This is a genomic window from Kitasatospora sp. NPDC096128, assembly GCF_040303105.1.
Lineage (GTDB): Bacteria > Actinomycetota > Actinomycetes > Streptomycetales > Streptomycetaceae > Kitasatospora.
Map to the genome: position 1 here is coordinate 1 of NZ_JBEOSP010000063.1, position 23,210 is coordinate 23,210.

The following is a 23,210-nucleotide window of genomic DNA, read 5'->3' on the forward strand; positions in this document are numbered from 1 at the left end:
CGCACCCCCCCACGTGGGGGGCGGCGGGGGGGCGGGTGGGGGCCGCGGGCGGCCGGGTTCTTGCGGGGCCCCCCACGGGGGTGTGGGGGGGCGGGCCCCTCTTCACGCGTCGTCGCCGATCAGTCGGCGCTGAACTCGTCGACCTTGTACGGGCGGCTGCCCTGCGCCTCGGACTTGATGATCGAGGTGCGGTTCTTGAAGAAGCGGTCGGCGTCCAGGTCGTGCTCCTGGAGGAACTCCAGGGTGGCGGTGTGCACCGCGTTGAGCACCGGGACGGAGGCGTTGAGCGCGTTGTCGACCATGGAGCGGTTGTTCCAGGCGGTGCCGACCCAGGAGTGCCGCAGCCCGAAGGGCTCGGGCAGCCCGATGCCGCCGCCGAGCCAGCCGAGCAGGCCGGGCATCCGGTGGAAGGGGGCGCGGACGGCCTGGCGGACCACCTCGTCGTTGTCGATCAGGGGGAGCTTGACGGTGCGCTCCTCCCAGAACTTCACCGTCTTGGCGACCGACTTCTCCTTGTCCTTGGGCTTGTCGAAGAAGACGCCCTTGACCGGGCCGAGCGCGTACCCGGCCACCGAGATGCTGAGCACGTTGGCGAGCAGGGTCACCGTCACGGTGAAGGTGATGATCAGCTTGCCGTCGTGGGTGATGAACTGGGTGGCCAGGTAGTGCCGGGGGCCGCCGGGGAAGGTCTGCTTGTCGGCGAGGCTCTGCACGGCGAAGTCGCGCATCCGCTCGCCGTCCATGTCGGCGCCGCTGGGGCGGCTGATCTCGTCGGCGCCCTCGCTGACGTCGAAGACCGCCCACTGCTTGATGGCGACGTTGGGGATGCCGCTGTTGGCGACGTGGCTGACGCCGAGGCCCTTGAGGTGGGCGGAGATCCGGCGGACCAGGTCCCAGGGGTGGAAGGCGCGGAAGTCCGCGTGGCCCTCGGCGGGGTGGAGGGTGTCGGCCAGGCGCCACTCGCCCCAGCGGCGGCCGGCGCCCAGGATGCCCTTGGGACCGGCGTAGTGGTGGACGTTGGTGTCCTGCTCGGCGTCCAGCCGGCCGAGCTTGTCGCGCAGGTCGTTGGCCTTCTTGTCCAGGTCGTCGCGGGGGACGGCCTTGGCGACGGTGGCGGCGACGGCGCTGCCCTCGACCAGGGCCTGCCAGCGGCCGCGCAGGTCGGTGGCGGAGCGTTCGACGATCCGGCGGGCGAGGTACCAGCCGAGCACCGGGGCGATCATGGTGATCCGCAGGTAGATGCCGAGGAAGCCGGCCGCCGGGGGGCGGAGCAGCAGGAAGCCGGCCAGGACGGCGGCCGCGATCAGGGCGAGGGCGCCGTAGGTGTCGGCCCCCCGGGCGTTGTCCCGCTTGAGCCAGGCGCGGAGTTGGAAGGCGCCGAGCCAGATCAGGGTGCCGGGGAGGAAGAGCAGGCCGGTGATGACGGTGACGGTGCTGAGTTGACGGTCGCGGGCGTGGCGGAGTTCCTCGGCGGCCAGGCAGTGTTCGACGACCTGGCGGGTGTCGACGCCGAAGGAGGGGACGAGGGGTTTGCGGTCGCCGCCGAGGGCGCGGGAGATCAGGGCCTTGCTGAAGGCCTCGCCGAGGTTGGGGCGGAAGAGCGCGAAGCGGCCCTTCTTCTCCTTGGTTTCGGTGACGTCCTTGACGAAGTCCTTGATCTCGCCGTCGCGGTAGGCGGCGGAGGAGAGCGCCTGGGTGACGGCCGTCTGCGGGCCGGCGTCGGTCCGGGGTATCTGCGCACCCGGGGTCATGTCGAGTGTGGCCACGGTGGCGTCTGCTCCTCCCCTTGTCAGCGGCAGGTTACCGTGCGGTGGCGCCCCTGCGCGGATGATCGTCTGAAGTACCGTCACGAACCGGTGCGTTCCGGCCGCACTCGGGCCTGAGGGGCATGATGCCCAGCTTCGGCCGGGTCGATACCCGCCCGGGCCGACGGTGTGGGGGTGGAGGAGGATGGAGGGTGAAGACGATGAAGGGGGTTGTCGTGAAGGATCCGGTGCTGGTCTTCGACGGGGACTGCGCGTTCTGTTCGTCCTGCGTGCGGTGGGGGGAGGAGTACCTGCGGCAGACGCTGGCCTCGGGGGGCTGGGAGTCGGTGCCGTTCCAGTTCGCGGACCTGGCGGAGCTGGACGCGCTGGCGGGCGGCCTCGGCGAGGTGTCGGCCGAGCGGGCCGGGCGCGAGGTGCTCTGGGTGACGCCCGCGGGCCGGGTGTACGGGGGCGCGCAGGCGGTGGCGCGGTTGTTGATGCGCACGGGGGGCGCGTGGGCGTACCTGGGCGCGCTGTTGACCTTGCCGCCGGTGCGCCCGGTGGCGGGCGTGGTGTACCGCTGGGTGTCCCGCAACCGGCACCGGATGCCGGGGGGTACGGCGGCGTGCGCGCTGCCGAACCGGAAGCCCGCTCAGTCGGTGTAGCGCTCGGCCAGGGCGGCGGGCATGGGTTCGTGGCGCAGGTGGGCGCGGGAGAACTCGGCGGTGCCGTGGGTGAGGGAGCGCAGGTCGACCGGGTAGCGGACGAGTTCGAGTTCGGGGACCTCCGCGCGCAGCAGGGTCAGCCCCTGGCCGCCGGTCTCGGTGCCGAGGACGCGGCCGCGGCGCGCGGAGAGGTCGCCGAGGACGGCGCCGAGGTACTCGTCGGGCAGCAGGACGCTGACGGCGGCGACAGGTTCGAGCAGTCGGATGACGGCGTGCTCGGCGGCATCGCGCAGGGCGAGGGCGGCGGCGTTCTGGAAGGCTCCGTCGGAGGAGTCGACGGAGTGCGCCTTGCCGTCGGTGAGGGTGACCCGGACGTCGACGAGCGGGTGGCCGGTGGCGACGCCCTTGGCGAGTTGGGCGCGGACGCCCTTCTCGACGGAGGGGATGAAGTGCTTGGGGACGGCGCCGCCGACGACGTGTTCCTGGAACTCGAAGCCGGAGCCGGCCGGGAGGGGTTCGACCTCCAGGTCGCAGATGGCGTACTGGCCGTGGCCGCCGGACTGTTTGACGAGCCGTCCGTGGCCGACGGCGGCGGTGCCGAAGGTCTCGCGCAGGGCGACCTTGGGTTCGACGGTGTCGACGTGGACGCCGTGGCGGGTGCGCAGCCGGTCGAGGACGACCTCGGCGTGGGCCTCGCCGGTGCACCAGAGGACGAGCTGGTGGGTGTCGGGGTTCTGTTCGAGCCGTAGCGCGGGGTCCTCGGCGGTGAGCCGGGTGAGGGCCTGGGAGAGCTTGTCGTCGTCGGCCTTGCTGTGCGCTTCGACGGCGATCGGCAGCAGGGGCTCGGGAAGGGTCCAGCCGTCGAGTTCGACCGGGTGGCCGGGGTCGTGGACGGTGTCGCCGGCCCGGGCCGTGGTGAGCTTGGCGGCGCAGACGAGGTCTCCGGCGACGGCGTGCGGGACGGGGCGCTGGAGCTTCCCGAAGGGGCTGGAGAGGCCGGTGACGCGTTCGTCGCCGTTCTGGTCGGCGGTGTGGGCGGGGCCGACGAGGTGGATCCGGCTGTCGGGGCGCAGGGTGCCGGCGTAGAGGCGCAGCAGGCTGATCCGGCCGACGTAGGCGTCTCCGGTCACGCGGACGACCTGGGCGGCGAGCGGGGCGTCGGGGTCGCAGTCGGGGGCGGGGCGGGTGCGTTCGGTGGGGTTCGGGAAGGTGTGGGCGATCAGGTCGAGGAGTTCGGCGGCGCCGAGGCCGTTGTCGCTGGTGGGGACGGCGGGGTGGAGGGTGCAGTCGAGGACTTCGCGGCGCATTCCGGCTTCGAGGGCGTCGGCGTCGAGGGGGTCGCCGGAGAGGTAGCGCTCCATGAGGGTGTCGTCCTGGCCGGAGATGGCTTCGACGAGGCTGTCGTGGGCGGGGCCGGTGTCGGGCAGGGGGGTGGCGTCGCCGTAGGTGTCGCCGGTGAGGAGGTCGACGCTGCCGTCGGGGCGCCCGTCGTGGAGGACGGGCAGGAAGAGCGGGCGCAGGGAGTCCGGGCCCAGGTCGAAGGCGTCGTGACAGCTGGTGAGGATGGCGTCGAAGTCGGTGCGGGCGAGGTCGAGTTTGGCGACGGCGATGGCGCGGGGGATGCCTTCGGCGGAGCATTCGCGCCAGAGGGCGCGGGTGGGGGCGGTGACCGGGTCGGTGGCGGAGACGACGAAGACGGCGGCGTCGGCGGCGTGCAGGGCCGCGCGCAGGTCGGCGGCGAAGTCGGGGTGGCCGGGCGGGTCGATCAGGTTGATCTTGACGCCCTTCCATTCGAGGGGGAGCAGCGAGAGCTGGACGGAGCGCTGCTGCTGGTGCTCGATGGGCTCGTGGTCGGAGACGGTGGTGCCGTCGGTGACACGGCCGGCGCGGCCGGTGGCGCCGGCGGCGAGGGCGAGGGATTCGGCGAGGGTGGTCTTGCCCACACCGGCGGAGCCGACGAGGACGACGTTGCGCAGGTCCGTGGGGCCGGTGACGGCGGGCGCCTGGCCGGCTCGTGCGGTGCTGCGGTCGGGCATCGGGGTCTCCTCCCGTCGCGCCGAGGCTTGTCCTTGGAAGTCTAGGGTCGGGATCCGACGGGCGCGTGTCGGTCGGGGGCCCTGGCCGGGGGTGCCGTCCGGCGGTGCGTGCGACGGAGGGTGTCCCGGGCGTGGCTACGATGGGTGGCGCCGGGCGGGCTCATTCGTCCGGCCGTCTGCCGCGTCCGCTGCGCCAGGCGGGTACCTGGGAGATCGGAGCGGCTGGGAAGGCCATGCTCAACAAATACGCGCGTGCCTTCTTCACACGTGTTCTGACCCCGTTCGCCGCGTTCCTGATCCGGCTGGGCGTGAGCCCGGACGCCGTGACGCTGATCGGTACCGCCGGTTCGGTGGCCGGTGCGCTGGTGTTCTTCCCGCGCGGGGAGTTCTTCTGGGGCACCATCACGATCACGCTGTTCATCTTCTCGGACCTGGTGGACGGGAACATGGCCCGTCAGCTGGGCCGGACCAGCAAGTGGGGTGCCTTCCTGGACTCCACGCTGGACCGGGTCGCGGATGCCGCGATCTTCGGCGGTCTGGCGATGTGGTACGCGGGCAAGGGCGACAACAACCTGCTGTGCGCGGTGGCGATCTTCTGCCTGGCCAGTGGCCTGGTGGTGTCGTACACCAAGGCGCGGGCGGAGAGCCAGGGCCTGCCGTGTGACGTGTCGGGGCTGGTGGAGCGGGCCGAACGGCTGGTGATCAGCCTGGTGGCGGCCGGGGTCGCCGGTCTGCACACCTTCGGGGTGCCGTACGTGGAGTGGCTGCTGCCGGTGGCGCTGTGGCTGGTGGCCGCGGGCAGCCTGGTGACGGTGGTCCAGCGGATGGTGACCGTGCGCCGTGAGGCGTTCGAGGCCGACCGAGCGGCGGCCGGGAGCTGATGGGGGGCGTCCTGCGGTGACGGACCGACTGGTGTACTGGGCGTACGCGCTGGGCTGGGCGGTGCTGAAGCACCTGCCGGAGCCGGTGGCGCGGTGGCTGTTCGACCGGCTGGCGGACCAGGCCTGGCGTCGCCGCGGGCCGCGGGTGCGGCAGCTGGAGGCGAACCTGCGCCGGGTTCGTCCGGGTTTGCACGAGGCGGCGCTGCGGCGGTTGTCGCGGGCCGGGATGCGGTCGTACCTGCGGTACTGGATGGAGTCCTTCCGGCTGCCGGTGTGGAGCCGGGAGCGGATCCTCCGGGACGTGCAGGTGGACGGCTACGAGCACCTGCGGGAGGTGCTGGAGTCCGGGCGGGGCGCGGTGGTGGCGCTGCCGCACATGGGCAACTGGGACCTGGCGGGCACCTGGATAGCACAGCTGGGCCACCCGTTCACGACGGTCGCGGAGCGGTTGAAGCCGGAGCGGCTGTTCGACCGGTTCGTCGAGTTCCGGGAGGGCCAGGGCATGGAGGTCCTGGCGCTGACCGGCGGCGGGGTGAACGTGATCGGCACGCTGGCGCGGCGGCTGCGCGAGGGCAAGCTGGTGTGCCTGGTGGGGGACCGGGACCTCTCGGAGGCGGGCATCGAGGTGTCCTTCTTCGGTGAGGCGACCCGGATGCCGGCCGGCCCGGCGGCGCTGTCCCAGCGCACCGGGGCGGCGCTGCTGCCGGTGACGCTCTGGTACGACGGCCCGGTGCTGCGGGGGGTCATCCACCCGGAGGTGGCGGTGCCCGAGGAGGGCGACCGCAAGGCCCGGACCCTGGCGATGACCCAGGCGATGGCGGACGTCTGGCAGCGCGGGATCAGCGAGCACCCGCAGGACTGGCACATGCTGCAGAAGTTCTGGCTGGCCGACCTGCCCGCCCGTGAGACGGTGGGGGGCGGGCCCGCGGCGGCGCGCGCCGAGGCGGCGAAGGAGCCCGCCGCCGAGGCCTCCGGCGCCTGAGCCCGGCCCGTACGACTGTCCGAAGGAGCTTGAGGAACCCGTGAAGATCGGCATCGTCTGCCCGTACGACTGGGACGTCCCCGGCGGGGTGCAGTTCCACATCCGGGACCTCGCCGAGCACCTGATCGGCCTGGGGCACGAGGTGTCGGTGCTGGCGCCGGCCGAGGACGACGAGGCGCTTCCGCCGTACGTGGTCTCGGCGGGGCGGGCGGTGGCGGTGCCGTACAACGGGTCGGTGGCGCGGCTGAGCTTCGGCATCCTGTCGGCGGCCCGGGTGCGGCGGTGGCTGCGCGAGGGCCGCTTCGACATCCTGCACGTGCACGAGCCGGCCTCGCCGAGCCTGTCGATGCTGGCCGCCTGGTCGGCGACCGGGCCGATGGTGGGCACCTTCCACACCTCGAACCCGCGCTCGCGGGCGATGATCGCGGCCTCGCCGATCCTGCAGCCGGGCCTGGAGAAGATGCGGGCCCGGATCGCGGTGTCGGAGTACGCCCGGCGCACCCTGGTGGAGCACCTGGGCGGGGACGCGGTGGTGATCCCCAACGGCGTGGACGTGGGGTTCTTCGCGGAGGCCGAGCCGGACGAGCGGTGGACCGGTGGCGCGGCGGCGGGGGAGCCGGGCACGATCGGCTTCATCGGCCGGATCAACGAGCCGCGCAAGGGCCTGCCGACGCTGCTGGCGGCGCTGCCGCGGATCCTGGCCGAGCGGCCGGGGGTGCGGCTGCTGGTCGCGGGCAAGGGCGACGAGGAGGAGGCCGTGGCCGGCCTGGCGCCCGAGGTCCGCGAGCGGGTGGAGTTCCTGGGCATGGTCTCGGACCGGGAGAAGGCCCGGCTGCTGCGCAGCGTGGACCTGTACGTGGCGCCGAACACCGGTGGCGAGAGCTTCGGGATCATCCTGGTCGAGGCGATGTCGGCGGGCGCCCCGGTGCTGGCCAGCGATCTGGACGCGTTCAAGCAGGTGCTGGACGGCGGGGACGCGGGGGAGCTGTTCCCGGTGGAGGACGCGGAGGCGCTGGCCCGTACGGCGCTGCGGCTGCTGGGGGATCCGGGGCGGCTGGAGGAGCTGCGCAAGGCGGCTTCGCGGCACGTGCGGCGGTTCGACTGGTCGACGGTCGGCGCGGACATCCTGGCGGTGTACGAGACGGTGACGGCCGGGGCGGCGGCGGTGGTCGAGGAGGACGAGCGCAGCGGGCGGCGCGGCCGGTTCGGCCTGGCCCGGGACTGACGGCCCGGGCCTGACGGCCGGGGGCTTGCGCGGGTCCGGATGTCGGCGGGGTTAGGGTCGGGCCGACCGCACCACTGTGACCCATGGGGGAACGATGCCGCAGATTTCCGTCGACTACTCGTCGAGCCTGGCCGGGTCCTTCGACCGCCGGGTGCTGGGCCTGGCGATCAACCGGCTGGCGGAGGAGACGATCGACGCCAAGCCCGGGTCCTGCAAGACGCTGTTCCGGCGGAGCGAGGACCTCGTGGTCGGCTCCGACGGGTCGGCCGACGACGCCCAGGTGTACGTCGAGTTCCAGCTGTTCCCGGGCCGTGCGCCGGAGGCGAAGGCGGCGCTGAGCGAGGGCGTGCTGGCGCTGCTGGCGCAGCACGTACGGCCGGCGCCGGGGACGCGGCTGTTCACCGCGGTGAACATCGCGGACATCGACCGGGACAGCTACCGCAACGGCAGCGTCCGGGGCTGACACCGTTCAGGACTGACACCGGGCGGGGCGGCCGGTGACACCCGGTAACGTAGCGGTCCGTGACTACCTGGATCTGGGCCGGCGTGGCCGTGGTGCTGTTCGGCATGTACCTGAGTTGGACGGCCGGCCGTCTGGACCGGCTGCACGCCCGGATCGACGCGGCGCGGGCGGCGTTGGACGCCCAGCTGGTCCGTCGGGCCTCGGTGGCGATGGAGCTGGCGACGTCCTCGCTGCTGGACCCGGCGGCCTCGCTGCTGCTGTTGGACGCGGCGCACGCGGCCCGGCAGGCCGAGGACGAGCACCGCGAGGTGGCGGAGAGCCAGTTGAGCCTGGCGCTGCGGGCGGTGTTCGAGGAGCCGGAACAGGTGGCGGCGCTGGTGGCCGAGCCGGGCGGCGAGGAGGCGGTTCGTGATCTGACGGCCGCGGTGCGGCGGGTGCCGATGGCCCGTCGGTTCCACAACGACGCGGTGCGGGCGGCGCGGGCGGTGCGGGAGCACCGGCTGGTGCGGTACTTCCGCTTGGCGGGCAAGGCGCCGTTCCCGATGGCCTTCGAGATGGACGATGCTCCACCGGCTGCCCTGACGCCCGAGGGAGCGCCTGCATAGCCCGAAGGGGCGCCTGCATAGGCTGTCCCCGGATACGGCCCGTTTGTCGCATCCCGTCGTCCGGGCTGGACTTGGTGGCGCATGGTTGGGCCACCCGTTCCGCCTACCATAGGGCGATAGCACTGGTTCATCTTCGAGTGAGGTCTCACGTGTCCACCACCCCCACCACCGCAGACCAGCCGCAGATCGGTACCGCCCGGGTCAAGCGCGGCATGGCCGAGCAGCTCAAGGGCGGTGTGATCATGGACGTGGTCAACGCCGAGCAGGCGAAGATCGCCGAGGACGCCGGCGCGGTGGCCGTCATGGCCCTGGAGCGGGTTCCCGCCGACATCCGCAAGGACGGCGGCGTGGCCCGCATGTCCGACCCGAACATGATCGAGGAGATCATCGCGGCGGTCTCCATCCCGGTGATGGCCAAGTCCCGCATCGGTCACTTCGTCGAGGCCCAGGTCCTGCAGTCGCTGGGTGTCGACTACATCGACGAGTCCGAGGTGCTGACCCCCGCCGACGAGGTCAACCACTCCGACAAGTTCGCCTTCACCACCCCCTTCGTCTGCGGCGCCACCAACCTGGGCGAGGCCCTGCGCCGCATCGCCGAGGGCGCGGCCATGATCCGCTCCAAGGGTGAGGCCGGCACCGGCAACGTCGTCGAGGCGGTCCGCCACCTGCGCCAGATCAAGAACGAGATCGGCCAGCTGCGCGCGCTCGACCACAACGAGCTGTACGCCGCCGCCAAGGAGCTGCGTGCCCCGTACGAGCTGGTCAAGGAGGTCGCCGAGCTCGGCAAGCTGCCGGTCGTGCTGTTCTCCGCCGGTGGCGTGGCCACCCCGGCCGACGCCGCGCTGATGCGCCAGCTGGGCGCCGAGGGCGTCTTCGTCGGCTCCGGCATCTTCAAGTCGGGCGACCCGGCCAAGCGCGCCGCCGCCATCGTGAAGGCCACCACCTTCTTCGACGACCCGAAGATCATCGCGGACGCCTCCCGGAACCTGGGCGAGGCCATGGTCGGCATCAACTGCGACACCCTGCCGGAGACCGAGCGCTACGCCAACCGCGGCTGGTAACCACTCCTGCCCTTCGCCGGCCCGCCGCAGCGCTTCGGTGTGCGGCGGGCCGCGCCGCGTCCTTCCGTAGTAACGATCGATAGAGGTTGAAGACCGTGAGCACTCCAGTCATCGGCGTCCTCGCTCTGCAGGGCGACGTCCGCGAGCACCTGGTGGCGCTGGCCGAGGCGGACGCGCTCGCCCGTCCCGTGCGCCGTGCCGAGGAGCTGGCCGAGGTCGACGCACTGGTGATCCCCGGCGGGGAGTCCACCACCATGTCCAAGCTGGCCCTGCTGTTCGGCGTGATGGACCCGCTGCGCGAGCGGGTCGCCGCCGGGATGCCGGTGTACGGCACCTGCGCGGGCATGATCATGCTGGCCGACAAGATCCTCGACGGCCGGGAGGACCAGGAGAGCGTCGGCGGCATCGACATGACGGTGCGCCGCAACGCCTTCGGGCGGCAGAACGAGTCCTTCGAGTCCGGCCTCGCCTTCAAGGGCCTGGACGACGCGCCGGTGCACGGCGTCTTCATCCGCGCCCCCTGGGTCGAGGCGGTCGGTGCGGGCGTCGAGGTGCTGGCCGAACTGCCCGGCGCGGACGGCCCGGAGAGCCGGATCGTGGCCGTGCGCCAGGGCGACCTGCTGGCCACCTCGTTCCACCCGGAGCTCACCGGCGACCACCGCGTGCACGCCTACTTCGTGCGGATGGTCGAGGAGCACCTCGCCGCCCGGTAGGGCTCCGGTAGCCGTGTGCGCCTTACCGGTGACGACACCGGTAAGATCTCTCCTGTTTCATTTCCCTTTGGCGACGTAAAGGAGCTGGCGATGTCCGGCCACTCTAAGTGGGCTACCACCAAGCACAAGAAGGCCGTGATCGACGCCAAGCGCGGCAAGCTCTTCGCCAAGATGATCAAGAACATCGAGGTGGCGGCGCGCACCGGCGGTCCCGACCCGGCGGGCAACCCGACCCTCTACGACGCCATCCAGAAGGCGAAGAAGAGTTCGGTCCCGATCGACAACATCAACCGCGCCGTCAAGCGCGGTGGCGGTCTGGAGGCCGGCGGCGCCGACTACCAGACCATCATGTACGAGGGCTACGGCCCCAACGGTGTCGCCGTCCTGATCGAGTGCCTCACCGACAACCGCAACCGCGCGGCCTCCGACGTGCGCGTCGCGATGACCCGCAACGGCGGCTCGATGGCCGACCCGGGCTCGGTGTCCTACCTGTTCACCCGCAAGGGCGTCGTGATCGTCCCCAAGGCGGACGGCGTGGACGAGGACAAGCTGTTCGAGGTCGTCCTCGACCAGGAGCCGGAGGAGATCAACGACCTCGGCGACTCCTTCGAGATCGTCTCCGAGGCCTCCAAGATGGTCGCCGTGCGCACCGCGCTGGTGGACGCCGGCGTCGACTACGACTCGGCCGAGGCCAACTTCCTCCCGAGCATGCAGGTCGAGCTGGACGTCGACGGCGCCCGCAAGATCCTCAAGCTGATCGACGCCCTGGAGGACAGCGACGACGTGCAGAACGTCTTCGCCAACTTCGACATCTCCGACGAGGTCGGTGCGCAGCTCGACGCCGAGTAACGGCGCCGAGTGATCGTTCTCACTGCCCGGCCCGGTGGTCCCAGGACCGCCGGGCCGGTGTCGTCGGCAGGGTTGTCGGACCCTGCCGGTAGCCTTCGCGAAGGCCGCCGGCGAGTCGGCGAGTGGCGGGTCAACGAGAGGCGGGGCGTGGCGTGCGGGTGCTGGGTGTTGACCCCGGGCTGACCAGATGCGGGGTCGGCGTGGTCGAGGGCGCGCCGGGCCGGCCGTTGCGGATGGCCGGGGTCGGGGTGGTGCGCACATCGGCAGACGCCGAGATCGGGCAGCGGCTGCTGCTGGTCGAGCAGGGACTGGAGAGCTGGCTGGACGAGCACCGGCCCGACCTGGTCGCGGTCGAGCGGGTCTTCGCCCAGCACAACGTCCGTACCGTGATGGGCACCGCCCAGGCGAGCGCGGTCGCGATGCTCTGCGCCACCCGGCGCGGCATCCCCGTCACCCTGCACACCCCCAGTGAGGTCAAGGCCGCCGTCACCGGCTCCGGCCGGGCGGACAAGGCCCAGGTCACGGCCATGGTGCAGCGCCTGCTGCGGCTGGACGCCCCGCCCAAGCCCGCCGACGCGGCCGACGCGCTGGCGCTGGCGATCTGCCACATCTGGCGCGGCGGGACGACCAACCGGTTGCAGGCCGCGGCCCAGGCCGCCGCCCAGGCGGCCCGTTCCACGCCCGTCAAGGGCCCCTTCTCCGTGAAAGGCAGTAGTCGGTGATCGCCTTCGTGCAAGGGCCGGTGGCGGCCATCGCCTCCGGAGTCGCCGTGGTCGAGGTGGGTGGGGTCGGCATGGCCGTCCAGTGCACCCCGAACACCCTGGCCGGGCTGCGGCTGGGTGAGCCGGTCCGGCTGGCGACCTCGCTGGTGGTCCGGGAGGACTCGCTGACCCTGTTCGGCTTCGCCGACGACGACGAGCGGGCCGTGTTCGAGATCCTGCAGGCCGCGCCGGGCGTGGGCCCCAAGCTGGCGCAGGCGATCCTCGGCGTGCACAGTCCCGACGCGCTGCGCGCCGCGGTGGCGGGCGGGGACGAGAAGGCGCTGGTCGCGGTGCCGGGTATCGGCAAGGCGAAGGCGGCCAAGCTGCTGTTGGAGTACAAGGACAAGCTGGGTGCCCCGCACGGCGCGGTGCCCGCGCAGAAGCCGATCGCCAGTGGTCCGGCGCCGTGGAGCGAGCAGCTGCACTCGGCGCTGACCGGCCTCGGCTACGCCCCGCGCGAGGCGGACGACGCGGTCGCCGCCGTCACGCCGGAGGCGGAGGCCCAGCAGACGCCCGATGTCGGCGCCCTGCTGCGGCTGGCCCTGCGCGGCCTCAACCGCGCCCGCTGAATCCATCTGACGACCTGTCCGTTTGTCGACACCGTCGACACCGGAGACTCTGGAGCCCGCGAGGATGTACGACTCGGAACCCGCCGACCGGCTGGTCACGGCTGCCGCCGACGGCGAGGACCAGGCGGTCGAGGCCGCGCTGCGCCCCAAACTGCTGGACGAGTTCATCGGCCAGGAACGGGTGCGCGAGCAGTTGTCCCTGGTGCTCCAGGCGGCCCGCCAGCGCGGCAGCGCGCCCGACCACGTGCTGCTGAGCGGGCCGCCCGGGCTGGGCAAGACCACCCTGTCCATGATCATCGCCGCCGAGCTGGGCGCCCCGATCCGGATCACCTCCGGCCCGGCCATCCAGCACGCGGGGGACCTCGCGGCGATCCTCTCCTCGCTCACCGAGGGCGAGGTGCTCTTCCTCGACGAGATCCACCGGATGTCCCGGCCGGCCGAGGAGATGCTCTACATGGCGATGGAGGACTACCGGGTCGACGTGATCGTCGGCAAGGGCCCGGGCGCCACCGCCATCCCGCTGGAGCTGCCGCCCTTCACCCTGGTCGGCGCCACCACCCGGGCCGGCCTGCTGCCGCCGCCGTTGCGCGACCGCTTCGGCTTCACCGGGCACATGGAGTTCTACGCCCCGTCCGAGCTGAAGCGGGTGGTGCACCGCTCGGCGGCGCTGCTGGACGTGGAGATAGACCCGGCCGGCGCGGCCGAGATCGCCGGGCGCTCGCGCGGCACCCCGCGCATCGCCAACCGGCTGCTGCGCCGGGTCCGCGACTACGCCCAGGTCCGGCACGACGGCGTGGTCACCGCCGGGATCGCCGCCCAGGCGCTGGACGTCTACGAGGTGGACGCCCGCGGCCTGGACCGCCTGGACCGCGCGGTGCTGCACGCGCTGCTGCGGCTGTTCGGCGGCGGGCCGGTCGGCCTGTCGACACTCGCCGTCGCGGTGGGGGAGGAAGCCGAGACGGTCGAGGAGGTGGCGGAGCCGTTCCTGGTCCGGGAGGGCCTGCTCGCCCGCACCCCGCGCGGCCGGATCGCCACCGCCGCCGCGTGGCAGCACCTGGGCCTCGTCCCGCCGGTGCAGACCACGCGCGGCACCGTGCCGCCCCAGCCGGAGCTGTTCCCGCCGGACGGCAGTTGACCGCTCCCGGCCGAACGGGTGAGACGTGGTCGTCGGTTCCCGCCTCCTCCCCGGTGCCGTGGCCCGGGGAGGAGGCGGGGCAGAAGTCCGGGGAAACTGTGCAGGCGGAGGGTCGCCACTTTCGGCGGCAGGATGCGATGCTTGGCGTTGTCCGATCAGTTCGGGGTCGCCTAGACTCCGCCGGACCGCCCCTCTCACCTGACGGGCCGACCCATACCACACAGGCCGCCGGCCGGCGGCCCGTAAAGGACCCTGGCTGCAGTGAACCTCATCATCCTTCTCCTCCCGATCATCGCGATCGTGCTCATGTTCCGGTCGCAGAAGAAGCGCCAGCAGCAGCAGCAGAGCATGCAGACCTCGCTGGAGCCCGGGGCGGGAGTGCGCACCATCGGCGGCCTGTACGCCCAGGTGAAGGCGGTCAATGACGAGACCGTCGAGCTGGAGATCGCTCCCGGCGTGGTCACCCACTTCACCAAGAGCGCCATCGCGGCCGTCCTGGACCCCCAGGAGTACGACGCGATCATCAACGGTCGCCCCGCCGACGACGAGCTGTCCGAGCCGGAGGCCGAGGACGCCGACGCCGCGCCGGTCGAGGACAAGCCGCTGACGCTCACCAAGGACAGCGCCGAGAAGGGCGATGTCAAGGGGGATGTCGAGGGCGGGGCTCCCGCGAGCAAGTAGTACGGCCGGGTAACCCGCCCGGCCGCGCGGCACCGTGCCGCGAGCCCACAGGACCTCAGGGCCGCAGACCCGCCATGCCCCCGTCCCGCCACGAGCCGGACGGGGGTCCGGTCGGCGAAGTGGCATGGACAGGGAGAAACGAGCAAGGTGGCAACACCCAAGTCGCGCCCGCGCGACGGCTACCCAGGGCGGGCGCTGGCCCTCATCCTGGTCGTCACCGTCGGACTGGTCGCCCTCATGTTCGGGACGGGCAACACCAAGCCCCGGCTCGGTATCGACCTCGCCGGCGGCACCAGCATCACGCTGACCGCGAAGTCGACGGATCCCAAGGCGATCAACAAGGCGAGCATGGACATCGCCGTCGGGATCATCGAGCGCCGCGTCAACGGGATGGGTGTCTCCGAGGCTGAGGTCCAGACCCAGGGCTCGGACACGATCATCGTGAACATCCCCAAGGGCGGCGACAAGCAGAACGCGGCGGAGCAGGTCGGTACCACCGCCAAGCTGTACTTCCGTCCGGTCCTGGCGGTCGCGCCGAGCGGCTTCACCCCGCCCGCGCCCACCGGCACCCCGTCGGCCGGCGCCACCGGTAGCCCGAGTGCCGCCCCCTCGGGCAGCGCGTCCCCCTCGGCCGGTGCCACCGCCTCGGCCGGCGCGAGCTCCTCCGCGAGCCACGCGGCCACCCCCTCCGGCAGCGCGAGCGCCACCAAGCAGGGCCGCTCCGTCGGTGAGGCGCTGGCCGCCGACGGCTCCACCCCGAGCGCCGCCGCCACGGGCGTGACCACCGCTCCGTCCGCCTCTGCCACCGGCTCGGCCGCCCCGGCCGCCTCCGGCGCGCCGAGCGCCCAGGCCACCCCGCCGAGCGCCGCCGACCTGACCGCGGCGATGACCCAGGGCACCGTGCCGCCGGAGCTTTCCGCCGCGTTCGCCGCCCTCGACTGCACCAAGCCGGAGGCCCGCTCGACCCAGACCGGCGCCGAGGACAAGGCCGTCGTCGCCTGCTCGCAGAAGCCCGGTAAGGGCGGCTACTACGAGAAGCTGGCCCTCGGCCCGGTCGCGGTGAAGGGCTCGGACGTCTCCAAGGCCCAGCCCTCCCTCGACCTCCAGTCCGGTGGCGGCTGGCAGGTCCAGCTGCAGTTCAACGGCACCGGCACCGACGCCTTCACCAAGGTCACCGGCGCGCTCTCCACCCAGGCCCCGCCGAACAACCAGTTCGCGATCGTGCTGGACAACCAGGTCGTCTCGCACCCCGAGGTCAAGAGCGCGATCCCCGGCGGCAGCGCCGTGATCACCGGCCAGTTCAGCCAGCCCGAGGCGCAGGACCTCTCCAACGTGCTGAGCTTCGGCGCCCTGCCGCTGGAGTTCCAGAAGGGCGACATCACCACCGTCTCCCCGGCGCTCGGCAGCGACCAGCTCAAGGCGGGCCTCGTCGCCGGCGCGATCGGCATGCTGCTGGTGGTCGCCTACTCGCTGGTCTACTACCGCGGCCTCGGCCTGGTCTCGATCGCCGGTCTGCTCGTCTCGGCGGCCCTGACCTACTCGATCATGAGCCTGCTCGGCGGCGGGATCGGCTTCGCGCTGAACCTGCCGGCGGTCTGCGGTGCGATCGTCGCGATCGGCATCACCGCGGACTCCTTCATCGTGTACTTCGAGCGCATCCGCGACGAGGTCCGCGAGGGCGCCCTGCTGCGCCCGGCCGTCCAGCGGGCCTGGCCGCGCGCCCGGCGCACCATCCTGGTCTCGGACTTCGTCTCCTTCCTCTGTGCCGCGGTGCTCTACGTGGTCTCGGTCGGCAAGGTCCAGGGCTTCGCGTTCACCCTCGGTCTGACCACCGCGCTGGACGTCGTGGTGATCTTCCTCTTCACCAAGCCGCTGATCACGCTGCTGGCCCGGCGGAAGTTCTTCTCCGACGGCCACCCGTGGTCCGGTCTGGACCCGAAGCGGCTGGGCGCCCGCCCGCCGCTGCGCAGCACCCGTCGCCGTAGCCCCTCCTCTGCCGCCGTGAAGGAGGCCTGACACCGTGTCGCGCTTCTCCAATCTGGGTCACCGGCTCTACCAGGGCGAGGTCAGCTTCGACTTCGTCGGGCGCCGCAAGCTCTGGTACTCCATCTCCGGCGTCATCGTGCTGGTCGCGGCGATCGGCCTGGCGATGGGTCTGCACCTGGGCATCGAGTTCAAGGGCGGCTCGGTCTACACCGTGACCAAGCCGGGCCTGACGGTCTCGCAGGCGCAGGACACCGCTGACGGGATCGTCTCCTCGCACCCGCTGGTGCAGTCGACGGACAGCAACAAGATCCGCATCCAGGTCAGCACCGACGAGACGAAGAGCTCGGACGAGATCCGCAGCCAGCTCTCGCAGAAGCTCAATGTGCCGCTGGACACCGTCGAGGCCCAGGTGATCGGCCCCAGCTGGGGCAAGCAGATCTCCAACAAGGCACTCACCGGCCTGGTCGTCTTCATGGTCCTGGTGACGGTCTACCTGGCGATCGCCTTCGAGTGGCGGATGGCGGTGGCCGCCCTGGTCGCCCTGATCCACGACCTCCTGATCACCATCGGCGTCTACGCCCTGGTGGGCTTCGAGGTCACCCCCGGTACGGTGATCGGCTTCCTGACGATCCTCGGGTACTCGCTCTACGACACGGTCGTCGTCTTCGACACCGTGAAGGAGAACGCCAAGGGGATCACCAAGCAGAACAAGCTCACCTACAGCGAGGCGGCGAACGCGGGCCTCAACCAGACCCTGGTGCGTTCCCTCAACACCACCGTGGTGGCGCTGCTGCCGGTCGCCGCGCTGCTGTTCATCGGTGGCGGCCTCCTGGGCGCCGGCACCCTGAACGACATCTCGCTCGCGCTGTTCATCGGCCTAGCGGCCGGTGCCTACTCCTCGATCTGCGTCGCCACCCCGCTGCTGGCGCAGCTCAAGGAGGAGCAGCCGGAGATGAAGGCGCTGCGCAAGCGCGTCCTGCAGCACCGGGCCGCCGCAGCCGCCAAGGCGGAGGCCGGCGACGCGGTGGCGACGGACGAGGGCGCGGAGGACGACCAGCCTGCGGGTATGGTCGGTCAGCGCGGCCGGTCGGCCGGCACCACGCGTGCCAAGGGTCGGCCGTCGACCAAGCGCTGAACCCGATCCTGAGGACGACACCACCATGACCACCGCCGACACCGCACTGGCCGAGCTGCTGGACAGCCGGATCCGGGACGTCCCGGACTACCCGAAGCCGGGTGTGCTGTTCAAGGACATCGCGCCGCTGCTCGCCGACGCCGAGGCCTTCGGCGCCCTCACCAGGGCGCTGGCGGACCGGGCGCTGGCGCTCGGGGCGACCAAGGTGGTGGGCCTGGAGGCGCGCGGTTTCGTGCTGGCGGCCCCGGCGGCCTTCGCGGCCGGGCTGGGCTTCGTGCCGATCCGCAAGGCCGGCAAGCTGCCCGGCGAGGTGTTCCGGCGCTCGTACGAGCTGGAGTACGGCTCGGCGACGCTGGAGGTCCAGTGCGACGCCTTCGCGCCCGGTGAGCGGGTGCTGGTGGTGGACGACGTGCTGGCCACCGGTGGCACCATCGGTGCCTCGCTGGACCTCGTGAAGGAGGCCGGCGCCGAGCTGGCGGGCGTGGTGGTGCTGATGGAGCTGGGCTTCCTGGACGGCCGCGAGCGGCTGGCCGGGCACCTGGGCGGCGCTCCGCTGGAGACGCTGGTCACGGTCTGAAGGGCATGACGGAAGGGCGGCGGTCGGATCATCCGACCGCCGCCCTTCCGTTTCCGGGCCCGGCCGGATGAACACCGGGCCGCCCGGCTCGGTACCATGAAGATTCATCCCCTCCCGGTTGCGTCCGGACCGCACGGGCCTCGGCAGGGGTCGGCCCCGGTGCCCCCGAGGAGTGTCCTTGCCCGACGAGGTTGTGCCCACGGCCGCAGCGGCCGCCCCCGAGAACCGCCCCACGCCCTCGGGGGCCACCCCGGCACGCCCCACGCCGGCCTCCTCGCGCCAGCTGGCCCCGCTCGGCCGAGGCTCCGGCACCGGAGGCGGCATGCGCGCCAGGCTGGCCCGCCTCGGCGGCCAGCGCTCCAGCGTGCTCAACCCCGTCCTGGAGCCGCTGTTCCGCTCGATCCGGGCGAACGACCCCAAGGCCGACCCGGCGCTGCTGCGCGACATCGAGCGCGCCTACGCCGTCGCGGAGAAGTGGCACCGCGGGCAGAAGCGCAAGAGCGGCGACCCGTACATCACCCACCCGCTGGCGGTGGCGACCATCCTGGCCGAGCTCGGCATGGACGCCCCGACCCTGATGGCCGGGCTGCTGCACGACACCGTCGAGGACACCGACTACGGCCTGGAGACCCTGCGCAAGGACTTCGGCGACTCGGTGGCCCTGCTGGTCGACGGCGTCACCAAGCTGGACCGGGTCAAGTTCGGCGAGGCCGCGCAGGCCGAGACCGTCCGCAAGATGGTCGTGGCGATGGCCAAGGACCCCCGGGTCCTGGTGATCAAGCTCGCCGACCGCCTGCACAACATGCGCACGATGCGCTACCTCAAGCGGGAGAAACAGGAGAAGAAGGCCCGCGAGACGCTGGAGATCTACGCCCCGCTGGCGCACCGGCTGGGCATGAACACCATCAAGTGGGAGCTGGAGGACCTCGCCTTCGCGATCCTCTACCCCAAGATGTACGACGAGATCGTCCGGCTGGTCGCCGAGCGCGCCCCCAAGCGGGACGAGTACCTGGCGACCGTCATCGACCAGGTCCAGGCGGACCTGCGCGGCGCCCGGATCACCGCCTCCGTCACCGGCCGGCCGAAGCACTACTACTCGGTCTACCAGAAGATGATCGTCCGGGGCCGGGACTTCGCCGAGATCTACGACCTGGTGGGCATCCGGGTCCTGGTCGACACCGTCCGCGACTGCTACGCGGCGCTGGGCACCATCCACGCGCGGTGGAACCCGGTGCCGGGGCGGTTCAAGGACTACATCGCGATGCCCAAGTTCAACATGTACCAGTCGCTGCACACCACGGTGATCGGTCCCGGCGGCAAGCCCGTCGAACTCCAGATCCGCACCTTCGACATGCACCGGCGGGCCGAGTACGGCATCGCCGCGCACTGGAAGTACAAGCAGCGCGCCGTCGCCGGGGCCTCCAAGGTCCGCACCGACACCCCGACCCAGGTCCGCAAGGAGGACAAGGCCGGCGCCGTCAACGAGATGGCCTGGCTGCGGCAGCTGCTGGACTGGCAGAAGGAGACCGCCGACCCGGGCGAGTTCCTGGAGTCGCTGCGCTTCGACCTGGCCAGCAACGAGGTCTTCGTCTTCACCCCCAAGGGCGACGTGATAGCCCTCCCGGCCGGCGCCACCCCGGTCGACTTCGCCTTCGCGGTGCACACCGAGGTCGGCTACCGGACCATAGGGGCCAGGGTCAACGGCCGCCTGGTGCCGCTGGAGTCGACCCTGGAGAACGGCGACGCCGTCGAGGTGTTCACCTCCAAGGCGGAGAACGCCGGCCCCTCCCGGGACTGGCTCGGCTTCGTCAAGTCCCCGCGCGCCCGCAACAAGATCCGCGCCTGGTTCTCCAAGGAGCGCCGCGAGGAGGCGATCGAGCACGGCAAGGAGGCGATCGTCCGGGCGATGCGCAAGCAGGGCCTGCCGATCCAGCGGATCCTGACCGGGGACTCGCTGGTCACCCTGGCCCACGAGATGCGCTACCCCGACATCTCCTCGCTCTACGCCGCCATCGGCGAGGGGCACGTCGCCGCGCAGAACATCGTCCAGAAGCTGGTCCAGGCGCTCGGCGGCGAGGAGGGTGCCACCGAGGACCTGGCCGAGACGGCCACCCCGACCCACGACAACCGGCGGGCCGTGCGCCGCCGGGCCAAGGGCGATCCGGGCGTGATCGTCAAGGGTGTCGAGGACGTCTGGGTCAAGCTGTCCCGCTGCTGTACCCCGGTGCCGGGCGATCCGATCGTCGGCTTCGTCACCCGCGGCAACGGCGTCTCGGTGCACCGCGCCGACTGCGTCAACGTCGAGGCGCTGAGCCAGCAGCCCGAGCGGATGATCGACGTCGAGTGGGCGGCCACCCAGTCCTCGGTCTTCCTGGTGGCCATCCAGGTCGAGGCGCTGGACCGCTCCCGGCTGCTCTCGGACGTCACCCGGGTGCTCTCCGACCAGCACGTCAACATCCTGTCGGCGGCGGTCCAGACCTCCCGGGACCGGGTGGCGATGAGCCGCTTCACCTTCGAGATGGGCGACCCGAAGCACCTGGGCCACGTGCTCAAGGCGGTCCGCGGCGTCGAGGGCGTGTACGACGTCTACCGGGTCACCTCGGCCCGCAAGTAGCCCCGGCGCACGAGGAAGGCCCCCGGGAACCCAAGTTCCGCGGGGGCCTTCCTCGTCAGCGGGCTCAGTGGCCTCAGCGAGCCGGTATCAGCCGCTGAACTCCTCCTGGCTCTTGTGCGCCTGCTCCAGCAGGGTCTCCACACCGGAGAGCTCGGCCTCCAGCTTGGCGACCTTGCCGGCGTTGCCCGCCGAGCGGGCCTTGTCCAGGTCGGCCCGGAGCTTGTCGGCCTTCGCCTCGAACAGGCCCACCATGCCGGCCGCGCGGGCCTTGGCCTCCGGGTTGGAGCGCTTCCACTCGGCGTCCTCGGCCTCGCGGATCGCCCGCTCGACCGCGTTCAGCCGGCCGTCCAGCTTCGGACGGACGTCGCGCGGCACGTGGCCGATGGCCTCCCAGCGCTCGTTGACCTCGCGCAGCGCGGCCTTGGCGGCCTTGAGGTCGGTGATCGGCAGGATCGCCTCGGCCTCGGTGGCCAGCGCCTCCTTGAGCTTCTGGTTCTCCACCTGCTCGGCGTCCCGCTCGCTGAACACCGCGGAACGGGCCTGGAAGAAGACGTCCTGCGCGCCGCGGAACCGCGCCCACAGCTCGTCCTCGACGTCCCGCTGCGCCCGGCCGGCGGACTTCCAGCGCGCCATCAGGTCGCGGTAGGTGGCCGCGGTGGTGCCCCAGTCGGTGGACGAGGACAGCGCCTCGGCCTCGGCGACCAGCGCCTCCTTGGTCTGCCGGGCCTGCTCGCGCTCGGCGTCCAGGGTGGCGAAGTGCGCCTTGCGGTGCTTGGAGAAGACCGAGCGGGCGTGCGAGAAGCGGTGCCACAGCTCGTCGTCGCTCTTGCGGTCCAGCCGCGGCAGGCCCTTCCAGGTGTCCACCAGGGCGCGCAGCCGGTCCCCGGCCTCCCGCCACTGGGTGGACTCGGCGAGCTGCTCGGCCTCGGAGACCAGTGCCTCCTTGGCCGTGCGGGTCTCGTCCTGGGCCTTGGCGCGGGCCGCCTTGCGCTCCTCCCGCCGGCTCTCGATCTCACCGGTGAGCGTGTCCAGCCGCTTGGCCAGCGCGTCCAGGTCGCCCACCGCGTGCCCCTCGGTCACCTGGGCGCGGAGGTGCTCCAGCGCGGTCAGGGCGTCCTTGGCGGCCAGGTCGGTGGTGCGCACCCGCTTCTCCAGCAGGCCGATCTCCACCTCGATGCCCTGGTACTTGCGCTCGAAGTAGGCGAGGGCCTCCTCGGGCGAGCCGGCCTGCCAGGAACCCACGACGCGTTCGCCGTCCGCCGTCCTGACGTACACCGTGCCCTGCTCGTCCACACGGCCCCACGGGTCGCTGCTCATAGCGCGTCCTCCACATGACGTCGCGCCCGCGCCGGGGCGGCGCGCGATCGTCGTCCACAGTTGATGTGCGGCGGACCGATGAGTCCGCCGTCCCCGTCCGCCGTGCCTTGCTGCCGAGGGTGACGGCTAGGCGGGTCCGGGCACCCTATACAACGCCAACATAGGCGACCAGGACCGGTGCTGTCCGCATCCGGGCCGGGCGATTTCGGTCCGGGGCCGGGCGGCGGGCGCGTCCGGCGCCCGCTGCCCGACCCCGGGGCCGGTCAACCCTTCGACACGGTAACCGAGTTGAGGGTGACGTCGGCCATCGGGTGGCCGTCGCCGGCGCCCTCCAGGGTGCCCGCGGCGGCGATCTTCTGGACCACGTCCAGGCCGCCGGTGATCTTGCCGAAGGGGGTGTAGTTCGGCGGCAGCTGGGTGTCCTTGTAGACCAGGAAGAACTGGCTGCCGTTGGTGCCCGGGCCGGCGTTGGCCATCGCCACGGTGCCCGCCGGGTAGGTCGCGCCGGTCAGGTTCTCGTCCGCGAACTGGTAGCCGGGGCCGCCCGATCCCTTGGCGGTCGGGTCGCCGCACTGGAGCACGAAGATGCCGTCGGTGGTGAGCCGGTGGCACTTGGTGTGGTCGAAGTACTGCTCGCCGGCCAGGAAGTTGAACGAGTTCACGGTGTGCGGGGCCTTGGCCGCGTCCAGCGCAACGGTGACCTTGCCGCAGTTGGTGTCCAGCGCCATGGTGTACGAGGCGCCCTGGTCGACGGACATGGCCGGCTCGGCCTTGAACTGCTTGCCGTTGGGCGAGCCCGGCGCCGGGGCGGCGCAGCCCTCGACCGGCTTGCGGGTCGGGGCGGCGGCCGGGTCGGCCTTGGTCGGGTCGCCCTGGCTCGGCGCGGCCTGCGGGGTGGAGGCGGCCGAGCTGCTCTTGTCCTTGTCGTCCGAGCTGAACGCGCCGCCGGCGAACAGCCCACCGCCGCCGGCCAGCACCACCACGGCGAGCGCGGCGCCCAGGATCGTGTTGCGGCGCTTGCGGGCGGACGCCGCCTCGGCCCGGCGCTGCATCTGGCGCTCGTACTTCTCGCGGGCGAGCTGCCGCCGCCGCTGTTCGCTGCTGACCACCGGCCGTGTCTCCTGAGCATGTGCGGGAAAAGTGGATGGGTTACGGAGCGGATCATCGCACCCATCGGCGGCCAAGTGTAGGGACCGGGCCCGTAAGGACG

At 72.0% G+C, this 23,210-nt stretch carries 21 protein-coding genes; 17 read left to right on the forward strand and 4 right to left on the reverse strand.

The genetic code is table 11. From position 1 onward, the window contains the following. Window positions 1-119: 119 nt before the first annotated feature. Complete coding sequence (locus ABTY61_RS38180) at window positions 120-1,766, reverse strand: AbeC-like domain-containing protein (protein WP_350509807.1); 1,647 nt, start codon at window positions 1,764-1,766, stop codon at window positions 120-122. Between the two features lie 200 nt (window positions 1,767-1,966). On the opposite strand from ABTY61_RS38180, the gene ABTY61_RS38185 reads away from it, so the two are divergent. Beyond that, on the forward strand, window positions 1,967-2,410 hold the full coding sequence (locus tag ABTY61_RS38185) for a thiol-disulfide oxidoreductase DCC family protein (RefSeq protein ID WP_350509835.1): 444 nt from the start codon (window positions 1,967-1,969) through the stop codon (window positions 2,408-2,410). On the opposite strand, the gene ABTY61_RS38190 is transcribed toward ABTY61_RS38185, so the two are convergent. Next, window positions 2,398-4,446, reverse strand: coding sequence for an elongation factor G-like protein EF-G2 (locus ABTY61_RS38190; RefSeq protein ID WP_350509808.1), 2,049 nt, complete (start codon window positions 4,444-4,446; stop codon window positions 2,398-2,400). The genes ABTY61_RS38185 and ABTY61_RS38190 overlap by 13 nt on opposite strands. Window positions 4,447-4,679: 233 nt before the next feature. On the opposite strand from ABTY61_RS38190, the gene pgsA reads away from it, so the two are divergent. The 16 genes from pgsA to ABTY61_RS38270 all read left to right on the forward strand — a co-directional run bounded on the left by pgsA (window position 4,680) and on the right by ABTY61_RS38270 (window position 20,683). Further along, entirely contained in the window at window positions 4,680-5,327 is a 648-nt protein-coding gene (gene pgsA / locus ABTY61_RS38195; protein ID WP_350509809.1) for a phosphatidylinositol phosphate synthase, read from the forward strand. Between the two features lie 16 nt (window positions 5,328-5,343). Further along, window positions 5,344-6,309 (forward strand): phosphatidylinositol mannoside acyltransferase, encoded by a 966-nt coding sequence (locus tag ABTY61_RS38200; protein WP_350509810.1) that lies wholly within the window; start codon window positions 5,344-5,346, stop codon window positions 6,307-6,309. A 40-nt stretch (window positions 6,310-6,349) separates the two neighbouring features. After that, window positions 6,350-7,534 (forward strand): glycosyltransferase family 4 protein, encoded by a 1,185-nt coding sequence (locus ABTY61_RS38205; protein WP_350509811.1) that lies wholly within the window; start codon window positions 6,350-6,352, stop codon window positions 7,532-7,534. Between the two features lie 94 nt (window positions 7,535-7,628). Then, window positions 7,629-7,997: a 5-carboxymethyl-2-hydroxymuconate Delta-isomerase gene (locus ABTY61_RS38210; RefSeq protein WP_350509812.1), complete on the forward strand. Its 369-nt coding sequence runs from the start codon at window positions 7,629-7,631 to the stop codon at window positions 7,995-7,997. 104 nt (window positions 7,998-8,101) lie between these two features. Continuing rightward, complete coding sequence (locus tag ABTY61_RS38215; protein ID WP_350509836.1) at window positions 8,102-8,602, forward strand: hypothetical protein; 501 nt, start codon at window positions 8,102-8,104, stop codon at window positions 8,600-8,602. Window positions 8,603-8,751: 149 nt separating this feature from the next. Beyond that, the gene (gene pdxS / locus ABTY61_RS38220) at window positions 8,752-9,663 is read left to right on the forward strand and encodes a pyridoxal 5'-phosphate synthase lyase subunit PdxS (protein WP_350509813.1); all 912 of its coding nucleotides are present in this window, start codon (window positions 8,752-8,754) and stop codon (window positions 9,661-9,663) included. A gap of 95 nt (window positions 9,664-9,758) precedes the next feature. Beyond that, the gene (pdxT, locus tag ABTY61_RS38225) at window positions 9,759-10,376 is read left to right on the forward strand and encodes a pyridoxal 5'-phosphate synthase glutaminase subunit PdxT (RefSeq protein ID WP_350509814.1); all 618 of its coding nucleotides are present in this window, start codon (window positions 9,759-9,761) and stop codon (window positions 10,374-10,376) included. A 90-nt stretch (window positions 10,377-10,466) separates the two neighbouring features. Continuing rightward, a complete protein-coding gene (locus ABTY61_RS38230) occupies window positions 10,467-11,225 on the forward strand; it encodes a YebC/PmpR family DNA-binding transcriptional regulator (protein WP_049651428.1) in 759 nt (252 codons plus the stop codon). A gap of 152 nt (window positions 11,226-11,377) precedes the next feature. Further along, window positions 11,378-11,947: a crossover junction endodeoxyribonuclease RuvC gene (ruvC, locus tag ABTY61_RS38235; protein ID WP_350509815.1), complete on the forward strand. Its 570-nt coding sequence runs from the start codon at window positions 11,378-11,380 to the stop codon at window positions 11,945-11,947. Next, the gene (ruvA, locus tag ABTY61_RS38240) at window positions 11,944-12,555 is read left to right on the forward strand and encodes a Holliday junction branch migration protein RuvA (protein ID WP_350509816.1); all 612 of its coding nucleotides are present in this window, start codon (window positions 11,944-11,946) and stop codon (window positions 12,553-12,555) included. Before ruvC ends, ruvA begins: the two co-directional genes overlap by 4 nt. 64 nt (window positions 12,556-12,619) lie before the next feature. Continuing rightward, window positions 12,620-13,690, forward strand: a complete 1,071-nt coding sequence (gene ruvB, locus ABTY61_RS38245; protein ID WP_350509817.1) for a Holliday junction branch migration DNA helicase RuvB — start codon at window positions 12,620-12,622, stop codon at window positions 13,688-13,690. A 261-nt stretch (window positions 13,691-13,951) separates the two neighbouring features. Further along, on the forward strand, window positions 13,952-14,371 hold the full coding sequence (yajC, locus tag ABTY61_RS38250) for a preprotein translocase subunit YajC (RefSeq protein WP_350509818.1): 420 nt from the start codon (window positions 13,952-13,954) through the stop codon (window positions 14,369-14,371). 147 nt (window positions 14,372-14,518) lie between these two features. After that, window positions 14,519-16,387: a protein translocase subunit SecD gene (gene secD / locus ABTY61_RS38255; protein ID WP_502895504.1), complete on the forward strand. Its 1,869-nt coding sequence runs from the start codon at window positions 14,519-14,521 to the stop codon at window positions 16,385-16,387. A gap of 4 nt (window positions 16,388-16,391) precedes the next feature. Continuing rightward, window positions 16,392-17,492: a protein translocase subunit SecF gene (secF, locus tag ABTY61_RS38260; protein ID WP_350509819.1), complete on the forward strand. Its 1,101-nt coding sequence runs from the start codon at window positions 16,392-16,394 to the stop codon at window positions 17,490-17,492. Window positions 17,493-17,517: 25 nt separating this feature from the next. Further along, window positions 17,518-18,069, forward strand: coding sequence for an adenine phosphoribosyltransferase (locus tag ABTY61_RS38265; protein WP_350509820.1), 552 nt, complete (start codon window positions 17,518-17,520; stop codon window positions 18,067-18,069). A 178-nt stretch (window positions 18,070-18,247) separates the two neighbouring features. Next, window positions 18,248-20,683 (forward strand): RelA/SpoT family protein, encoded by a 2,436-nt coding sequence (locus ABTY61_RS38270; RefSeq protein WP_502895506.1) that lies wholly within the window; start codon window positions 18,248-18,250, stop codon window positions 20,681-20,683. 87 nt (window positions 20,684-20,770) lie between these two features. Here the strand turns inward: ABTY61_RS38270 and ABTY61_RS38275 are convergent, their stop codons facing one another. Together ABTY61_RS38275 and ABTY61_RS38280 are read right to left on the reverse strand one after the other, a co-directional pair. Further along, a complete protein-coding gene (locus tag ABTY61_RS38275) occupies window positions 20,771-22,000 on the reverse strand; it encodes a DUF349 domain-containing protein (RefSeq protein WP_350509821.1) in 1,230 nt (409 codons plus the stop codon). A gap of 263 nt (window positions 22,001-22,263) precedes the next feature. After that, window positions 22,264-23,109 (reverse strand): peptidylprolyl isomerase, encoded by an 846-nt coding sequence (locus ABTY61_RS38280; RefSeq protein WP_350509822.1) that lies wholly within the window; start codon window positions 23,107-23,109, stop codon window positions 22,264-22,266. Between the last annotated feature and the right edge of the window lie 101 nt (window positions 23,110-23,210).

Excerpts from the sequence above, each read along its gene's own strand:
- ABTY61_RS38185 (WP_350509835.1), top strand. The coding sequence starts at position 1,967 with ATGAAGGGGGTTGTCGTGAAGGATCCGGTGCTGGTCTTCGACGGGGAC.
- ABTY61_RS38190 (WP_350509808.1), bottom strand. The coding sequence starts at position 4,446 with ATGCCCGACCGCAGCACCGCACGAGCCGGCCAGGCGCCCGCCGTCACC.
- pgsA (WP_350509809.1), top strand. The coding sequence starts at position 4,680 with ATGCTCAACAAATACGCGCGTGCCTTCTTCACACGTGTTCTGACCCCG.
- ABTY61_RS38210 (WP_350509812.1), top strand. The coding sequence starts at position 7,629 with ATGCCGCAGATTTCCGTCGACTACTCGTCGAGCCTGGCCGGGTCCTTC.
- ABTY61_RS38215 (WP_350509836.1), top strand. The coding sequence starts at position 8,102 with ATGTACCTGAGTTGGACGGCCGGCCGTCTGGACCGGCTGCACGCCCGG.
- ABTY61_RS38230 (WP_049651428.1), top strand. The coding sequence starts at position 10,467 with ATGTCCGGCCACTCTAAGTGGGCTACCACCAAGCACAAGAAGGCCGTG.
- ruvB (WP_350509817.1), top strand. The coding sequence starts at position 12,620 with ATGTACGACTCGGAACCCGCCGACCGGCTGGTCACGGCTGCCGCCGAC.
- ABTY61_RS38265 (WP_350509820.1), top strand. The coding sequence starts at position 17,518 with ATGACCACCGCCGACACCGCACTGGCCGAGCTGCTGGACAGCCGGATC.
- ABTY61_RS38275 (WP_350509821.1), bottom strand. The coding sequence starts at position 22,000 with ATGAGCAGCGACCCGTGGGGCCGTGTGGACGAGCAGGGCACGGTGTAC.